At 44.5% G+C, this 8834-nt stretch carries 3 protein-coding genes and 1 pseudogene; 2 read left to right on the top strand and 2 right to left on the bottom strand.

Annotated features, from left to right (window positions below):
* Positions 1-4667: Ig-like domain-containing protein (locus tag BIW15_RS01180; RefSeq protein WP_143694952.1), on the top strand; the 4667-nt coding region annotated here is incomplete at its 5' end.
* Positions 4668-4732: 65 nt separating this feature from the next.
* On the opposite strand, the gene BIW15_RS01175 is transcribed toward BIW15_RS01180, so the two are convergent.
* The gene (locus BIW15_RS01175) at positions 4733-5350 is read right to left on the bottom strand and encodes an OmpA family protein (protein WP_005477806.1); all 618 of its coding nucleotides are present in this window, start codon (positions 5348-5350) and stop codon (positions 4733-4735) included.
* 2 nt (positions 5351-5352) lie between these two features.
* Positions 5353-6669, bottom strand: coding sequence for a TolC family outer membrane protein (locus BIW15_RS01170; protein WP_024103885.1), 1317 nt, complete (start codon positions 6667-6669; stop codon positions 5353-5355).
* A 402-nt stretch (positions 6670-7071) separates the two neighbouring features.
* On the opposite strand from BIW15_RS01170, the pseudogene BIW15_RS01165 reads away from it, so the two are divergent.
* Positions 7072-8834, top strand: a pseudogene (locus BIW15_RS01165) (Calx-beta domain-containing protein); the annotation flags it as partial.

The following is an 8834-nucleotide window of genomic DNA, read 5'->3' as shown; positions in this document are numbered from 1 at the left end:
CTGTTGAAAATGCCATTGCAGATCAAGAGTTATCGGAAGACTTTGCGACCTACACGATTGATTTAAACGACGCATTTAAAGATAGCGACTCCGCGCTAAACTTCTCAGTGTCTGGCAATAGCAACGTGTTGGTTTCGATTGAAAATGGCATCGCGACCATTTCACCAACAGCAGACTGGAACGGCTCAGAAACCTTAACGTTTACTGCTACCGACCCAAGTGGTGAAAGCATTAGCCAAACGGTGGACTTTACGGTTGCACCAGTAGTCGACATCAAGGCTGACAGCACAAATGTAGTCGAAGACACACCAACCATAATTAACGTCTTAGGTAACGACACGTTTGAAGGCGCTGATAAAGTGGTGTCTTTGGACGCTGAGAATGGTCCTAAAAATGGTACCGTCATCGTAAACAACGACGGCACGGTGACCTACACACCAAATGATAACTACGTCGGTAAAGATACTTTCACCTACATCGTCACCTCTGGTGGTGTGTCTGAATCCACCACCGTCACGGTCAATGTGACACCAGTAAACGACAAGCCTGAAAGTGAAAACTTTACGCATGTCGCCGATGATCAGTTTACGCACGTTGTGTTTGATGCCGATACGAAACCTCTGGGTAGCGGTGACTCTAAGGATCATATCGCGGATGTTGAAGACGACTTAAAAGGCAATGATCTACATGTCCGGATTACTGAACTGCCAACATCAGGTACGTTGTTCTTTAAAGATAGTGACGGTGAGTTGCACGAAATTAAAGAAGTAAGCGATACGCTTTATGACAAAGACAGTCTTTACTATGAAGCTGACAATGTTGGCTTCTTATTAGGTATCAAAGATCGTCCAAATACGCCTAATGGCTCAGAATCTACATCAGATTTCAATAACTGGGGATTAAGTGAGGATGGTGGACCATCACATTCCCGTACTGAGCATTTAGCAAATGGAGCCTCTATCACTATTTCTTCTGATAGCGGTGAACTTGCGCAATACAACCGTCAGGTGTCACACATCGGCAATGGTATCGCTGACAATGACGGGCAGGGTATTGAGAAGGGTGAAACGATTACGATTGATTTGTCTAATAATCCTGTTGGCTCCGTAAACCTTGGTCTAGATGGATTAGGTGGATTGTTTGATTACGGTGATGACAACGCAGCGCTTATTACGGTTACATACTTAGATTCAAATAATGTCCAACAGACTCAAACGTTCGAGTTTTTGAAGCCTGAAGGCAACTTCATGCTATTCCAAGAAACAAGCGTTGGTTATGGGAAAGATCTAGCTCTTCCTGAAGGTTCGGTCATTACTCAGTTAGATTTTTCTACGAAAAATGAAGGTAACTGGGAGTTACGTTATGTAGAAGGTGTTCCTGCCGAAGACAGCTTTGGATATGTGGCAGTCGACTCTGAAAGTGGCGTTAGCGATCCATCTACAGTCAATATCGTTAACGAAATGCTAGATGGTAATGTTGCGGAAAATGGACCTGCTGTGCAGAGCATTACAGGTGTTACGGTTGTTGAAGGTGACGATGTCACGTTTTCTGTTTCTCTAAATAATGCAACAGATCAGACCGTTAAGTATCAAGTGGATTTCTCTGCAGAGGGGTCTAGTACGAGCTCTCAAGACATTGATTTGTCGAACGCAACTTTTACTAATGGCGTGAAGTATTTGGGCGGATACCTTATTGTTCCAGCCGGTGTGAATGGCTTTGATATTACCATTCCAAGCATTGATGATCAGTTGGTTGAATCAACAGAAAGCCTTGTGATTAAAGTCGGAGATGTATCTGGCGTTGGCTATATTGATGATAATGATGTTCCTCCAACGGTTCAAAGCAACGAAATTTCCGGATTAGAAGACGAAGCGATTGTTATCACACTAGAACATTTAGGCGTCGTTGATAGTGGGGTAAGTGTTGAGTTTGACACTTCTGCTCTAAATGGCTCACTACAAGTGAAGGGCTTTGATGGTTGGGAAGCGGTTTCTGGCAGTGTACTCGCTTCTGATATCGAAAATGGTCTTGTTCGCTATGTTCCGGCTGAACATGAATCTGGTGCAAATGTTTTCGATAAAGATGGTGTTGGGAACGGCTTGGATACTTACGAGCAGATTCATTTCACTGTTAGTGATGGCAATTCTTCTGCTTCAGGTACGTTGAGTATCGACATAGAGCCTGTCGCGGACCCAATTAAGATTGACCTTACTTTCGGTCCAGTAACGTCTGTACCTGTGACATTAGGCGGAAGCTGGTCTACAGACGAAGAACTTAAAGATCTGCTTGAGGCAAGCAATTTACCAGGGCTCGATTTTGAACATGTGGTGACACAAGCGTTTAATAATGGTCATGCTGGTAACGACTTAATGCTAAGCGGAGACACTGAATCACCACTGAGTTTTGTAGGTGATCAACAAGCAGGTGCCAACGTTGATGCTCAAGGCAGTGATATCTTTGTGACTGGAGGAGGTAATGATTCTATCTATGGCGGTATTGGTTCATTAGACGATCAAGCTGAGACTGACACAGTTGTTTACTCTGGTAAGTTGTCTGATTACGACTTCAGCTATTACCCAGCATCTGACCACTCAGAAGTCCCGTATTGGATTGTCGAAGATAGTCGATTTATTGATACAAAAGATGTTGTTTCGAGCACTCATAAAGAGTCGGGTGACCACCTTTATGAAATTGAACAACTTATCTTCCAAGATGCCATTATCAAGCTAGATAACAACACAGGAGAGTATGTTGTACTTACAGAGCAGCAAGTCTCTTTTGAGCTGAACCTTGATCTTATCGATGTGGATGGCAGTGAGTCATTCATTAACGATAGCGTCACCTTAACGGGAATCCCTTCAGGGCTAACATTAGAGGTGAATGGCAAAACGGTTACTGAAAACAGCGATGGTTCTTACACGGTTGACCTTTCAAGTGAACCAAATCAAACCAGTCATCAACTAAGCGGTACGATTACTGTACCAGCAGATTACAATGGCTCGTTAGATTTTGATGTAACAGCGACGGCAGGAAGTGTTGAAGTTAATAACAATACTCAAATGGGAGCGGACACGGCTTCTGTTTCAGTCCGTGATTATGAGTTTGTTTCTGGTACGCATGGTGATAACAACATAGTTGGGTCCGATGATAACGACGTGATCGTTGGTGATGTTCAAGGGTTACAAATTGTCGAAGGTCAGGATTACAACATTGCCTTTATGCTCGATACGTCTGGCAGTATGGGTTACGACGTTGGCCGTGCGGTAACTGAACTAAAAACAGTGCTGAATACTCTGATCGAAAGTGCGAGTGGACCTCATTCGGGCAAAGTGAACGTTTTATTAACCACTTTTTCCACTGAGAGCAAACAGGTGCTCGAGTTGGATTTGAGCTCTGACAACGCTAAGTCTCAAGTAGAATCAATATTGGACGCAATTGTGAAGCGCGGCGACGGTAACACAAACTATGAAGCAGGCTTCCAATCAGCATTGAATTGGTTTGATAGTGCTGATAGTGGCGCAACGAATTTAAGCTATTTCATTTCTGATGGCCGTCCAAACCAAGCTACTGTGAATGATGCAAATAACATAAACCAAATGGATAGCATTGTTCTTGGAGTGGAAAACAACAAACTGGTAACGTTAGCTGATGTGTTGCCAGCGGATTACAAAACTGGTGATGTTGTAACTTACGACAATAAGACGGTGATAGATAGTAACTCACTCGTTTATTCGCTTTCGACAGGTGAGTTGTTAGGGAAGATGACAAGTAATCATAGTTATTACGATTATGAAACGTATGTACTTCATCAAGCAAATAACGCATATCAGGCATTGGAAGAACTTAGTGAGGTTCGATCGATCGGTCTTGGTCATGACTTAGATGAAGATTCGTTGAAACACTTTGACTCTGATGGTGTTGTAAGAACTAACATCGATGTTAATCAACTTGCAGAAGTGATTCTTGGCAAAGAAGTGTCATTAATGCAAGGCAAGGATGAGATTAGTAGCCTTGATGGAAACGACATCATTTTTGGTGATGCGATTCGTTTTGATATCAATGGAGAGCAAGGTGTTTCTGCGCTACAAAACTATGTAGCTTCTCAACTGGGGAAAGATGTTGCTCTGGTAACGAAGGAGGAAGTTCATCACTACATTACTGAAAACCAAGCTGAGTTTGAGCAATCTCGTTATTATGACCAAGCGGACACCATTTATGGTGGTGCAGGAAATGACATCTTGTTTGGGCAAGGTGGAAACGACAAGCTGTTCGGTGGCGCAGATAATGACATTTTGATTGGTGGTTTAGGCAGCGACATTCTGACTGGCGGTGATGGTGAGGACATCTTCAAATGGATCGATGTGGCCAACGAACGCGACACTGTAACAGATTTTTCTAGCAGTGAAGACTCTCTAGACTTCTCCGATCTGTTTGATGATTTATCGAAAGATGAAGTAGGCGATCTGTTAAGTGATTTACAATCAGGTAGTCATACAGGAGACGCTGGCGGCTATCATGTTGAAGTAAGTCAAGATGGCAGCGCAGATACGAATTTGAGTATTACTAAAGGTAGCTCAACATTAGATATCCACTTCAATAGCGCAAGCGTGGATGATATCACACAGCATTTGATTGCAAGTCTCGATTCTCAATACAAAGACATGTAGTGACAAATCAGCCTCTAATAAAAAGGTCTAGCAATTGCTAGACCTTTTTTGATGTTCTTGAATAGTTAGCTTTTTGGAAGTGTGGTGAAAATGGTCCATTCTTTTTTCACTTCACCTTTATGTCCTACTACAGTTGCGGTCACACGTCGGTTCAAAGCATGGCTTACTTCGTCTGTTCCGGTTGTTGCTAAAACCGTATCGCCGTAGCCAACAATAGTAACTCGATCAGGAGTAATACCGTTTTGAAGCAGCGCCTTTCTTACGTTCTCTGCTCGGCGTTTGGAGAGATCTAAATTGTGCTCAGACCCACCTGTGCGGCTCGCGTAACCTTGCAACTCAATGGATGTGCTTGGGTATTCTTTCAAGAAATCTGAGAGTTCTCGAATCTGCTTCGCGAAAACCGGGTTGATTTCGTCTGAATCATTCGCAAATAACACTCGAATTTGCATTTGTTGTGATGAGTTTGCGTAAGATCCGCAGCCATCATTATCAATTTCTGCACCTAATGGTGTGCCTGGACATAAATCGCGCTGGTTAATGACACCGTCGCTGTCGTCATCTTGGTGGTCGGCCCATTGATCTGCAATAGGAGTGTCGATGTAATCGTATTCGTCGCCTCGATCACTCGAAGAGCTACATGCAGCAACAACTAATGACAGTGCAATAATAGTTATGTTTTTCATAATTAATACTCCACTTTTTCTAGCCATTCTTTCGGCATTTCGACTCTTAACGCACTCAACAATTGGCCAGTTGCGTTCATCACACGATATTTGGCATATTGCTCTGCATATTTTGAATCAAGGTAATCTTTACGCGCTTCAAACAACTCGTTTTCAGTGTTCAGAACGTCTAGTAAGGTTCGTTTACCGATTCGATATTGCTTTTCATACGCGATGACCGTCTCAGCTGCCGAATCAACGTGGTCTGCTAAAAATTCTTTTTGTTGCAGCGTTAAGTCCAGAGCACTCCAAGATAAGCGAAGCCCTTCCTCAACATTACGGTACGCGCCTTCACGTAAGTCTTTCGCTTTGTTGAGTTGGTATGCGAAGTTTTCTGAATTTGCCGCATCGCTACCGCCGTTGAACAAGTTATAGCGTAAACGCAACATGGCGAGAGTTTCATCGCTTCGACCTTTTAAGCCATCCGCATCGTCTTTCCAAGTTTGAGAAGCTTCAATCGAGATCGTCGGGTAGTTAACGCCTTTCGATTGTTTGTATTGGAACTTGGCAGAATCCACATCCGCTAATGCGATTTGAATCACTGGGTGTAATTCAAATGCCAAGCCAACCGCTTCATCGACGGTGTAGGGGATAAAGTTCTGATCAGCTCTTGGAAAAATTAACCCTTGTGGCGTTTGCCCCACCAAGCGGGTAAACATTGTGTGGGAGTCGTAAAGGTTGTTTTGTGCAGCTGCCAGATTACCATGCGCTTTCGCTAAACGCGCTTCAACCTGTGTTAAGTCCGCAGTCGAGCCGATGCCGGAAGTGACGCGTTTTTTGATGTCCGTATAGATGTCTTTGTGAACGGCAAGATTGTTCTCAGACAGCTTTAAGACTTCATAAGCCTTCACCGCATCTAAATAGACTTTAGTGACTTCTAATGCCTTGTCTGAAGCATCAGCTAACAGTTGGAATCGCACCGATTCTGCATCCGCAGCGGTACGGTCAATATCGTTTAATGTCGCGCTGCCATCCCAAATTAATTGGGTTAGGGTGATAGACGCTTCTTTTCTCGTATAGTCAGTGTTGCCTCGTCCGACTTCATCAGATGGGTCGAGGCCTTCGTAACCAATGCCCGCATCAAGATCGAGAGAAGGCAAATAGGCGCCTGTTGACGCCTCATTGATGTACCTTCGGCTCTCAAATTCATTAAATGCGCTTTTGATATCTGGGTTATTTTTTAACGTTAATGCCACGGCTTGCTCTAAAGTTTGACCGAAAACGGGTATAGACACTATTAAGCTACAGCAGCAAGCAATACTTAGTCGGTTCCATTTCACGGTGTTTCTCCTAAAAAATCGTGTTGCTTTTTGCTGTTTCATCTCACATTTGAGATAAAACATCACAAATAACAGTGTTTGAGTAAGTAAATTATCAACCTACTGTTAAACCTAGGCTTTTGTTTCGAATATCCAGAAGTTCGCCTGATTAAACCTTAGCACATGTGCAAAATGTTGCTTGGCAACCGTTTGTGTTTAAGCAAGAGAAAAGCTTGATTTCTTAATATCATAGCGTTCCACGACCTGTGCAATTCCCTGCTGCACCTGTAACCCCGCCCCTTGAGTTAATCAGCACATCGCCCCTTGCACATACAACGAAAATATGAAGATTTTGACTAAACTATAGACGTAAATATTGGGGTGACAAACTTTTGACTTAGTTCAAAGTGGGGCGAGGTAGATATGGAACGAGTAACTTTTGGCTCATTGATGAGTAATATTGTAGTTATCGGTCTCGATGGGGAAATTAGAACCCTCGAACAAGGACAGTTGCCTAAACCAGGGGAACTAATCATTAACGAAGTTTCAGACACTTCAGAACTGGTCATTGAGCAAGTGACACCGCAAGGCAGTTCCATCAATGTAACTGGTGATATTACTGCGTTGATAGAAGCTATTGCAGCGGGGCAAGACCCGACCCAACTAGGTCAAGAGTTTGAAACCGCAGCGGGCGAAGCAAATGGGTCTAGTCCTCAGACAACAGGGAGTGTTGCACGAACAGGGACAGAATTGCTCGCTAGTACCAACTTTGAGACAGTTGGCACTGAAGGCGCGGGATTTTCAACCACTCAGATTCTAACGTTATTGGACATTATCCCACCAACTCAGGCACCAGCTCCGACAGGAATTCCGATTCCAGTAACAATTACGGTGCAAGATATTTCTAGCCCTACAGTAGATGAAGGGCAACAAGTCTCTTTCGACGTTACCCTTAATCAACCAGCGGAAGAAGAAACGACCATCGAGTTTACCCTTAATGATGGTTCTGCTGTGGGAGGGGCGGCGAGTGATGTCGGTGCAGATTATGTAAATACAACGGTTTTAATTACATTATCCGACGGAACCACCCAAGAAATTCAGGTGAATGATGATGGTTCGTTCACTGTTTCTCTTCCGATCGGAGAAGAGTCTTTTACGGTTAGCTTGGATACCATTGATGATAACTTAGCGGAAGGTTCGGAAACATTCAGTTTGTCCGGTTCAACGCCAGATCAGCCTACTCCAGTTACGGGTGTTGCAACGATTACAGATGAGGCAGAACAAGGGCCAGAAGATACGGTTACCGTGACCATGATCGGCCCGAATAGTGTTTCGGAAGGTGAAACTACTTCCGAATACACCGTGACACTGAGCGATCCGGCTCCAGTCGGTAGCATCGTGACTTTAGCTTATAGCTACACCACTGCATCCGGTGATGACATCACCGAAACCACCCAAGCGATTATTGGGGCGGATGGCGTAACCGCTACGTTTACCATCGATACCGTGGATGACGTTTACGCCGAAGGCGATGAAGTGTTCCGCGTCAGCGTATCGGGTATTGTAGATGGTGATAGCAATCCGATTTTTGAGGCATTAGATGTATCAAATGCCTTTGTTGATACCACCATCAGTGATGAGACGGATCCTGGCCCGGAAGATACGGTCACCGTCACCATGACCGGTCCAACGAATGTCGTGGAAGGTGACACCACCACAGAGTACACCGTGACACTGAGCGATCCAGCGCCCGTCGGCAGTATCGTCACGCTCGCTTACAGCTACACCACTGCGTCAGGTGATGACATCACCGAAACCACTCAAGCCATTATTGGTGCCGACGGCATAACTGCCACGTTTACCATCGATACGGTGGACGACGTTTATGCAGAAGGCGATGAAGTGTTCCGTGTCAGTGTATCGGGTATTGTGGATAGCGACAGCAACCCAATCTTCGAAGCACTGAATTTAGACAATGCGTTCGTCGACACCACCATCAGCGATGAAACTGACCCTGGTCCAGAAGATACCGTTACGGTAACCATGACTGGTCCAGCGAATGTCGTGGAAGGTGATACCACCACGGACTACACCGTGACGCTGAGCGATCCGGCGCCAGTCGGTAGTATCGTGACCTTAGCTTACAGCTATACTACTGCATCCGGCGATGACATCACCGAAACCAC

This window comes from Vibrio sp. SALL6 (genome assembly GCF_002002385.1).
Classification (GTDB): Bacteria; Pseudomonadota; Gammaproteobacteria; order Enterobacterales; family Vibrionaceae; genus Vibrio; species Vibrio parahaemolyticus.
The sequence above is the reverse complement of the archived record's forward strand: the minus strand, read 5'-3'. Positions and strand labels throughout refer to the sequence as shown.

What these genes read in the sequence shown, in the direction of transcription:
- BIW15_RS01175 (WP_005477806.1), bottom strand. Translation starts at nt 5,350, where the DNA reads ATGAAAAACATAACTATTATTGCACTGTCATTAGTTGTTGCTGCATGT.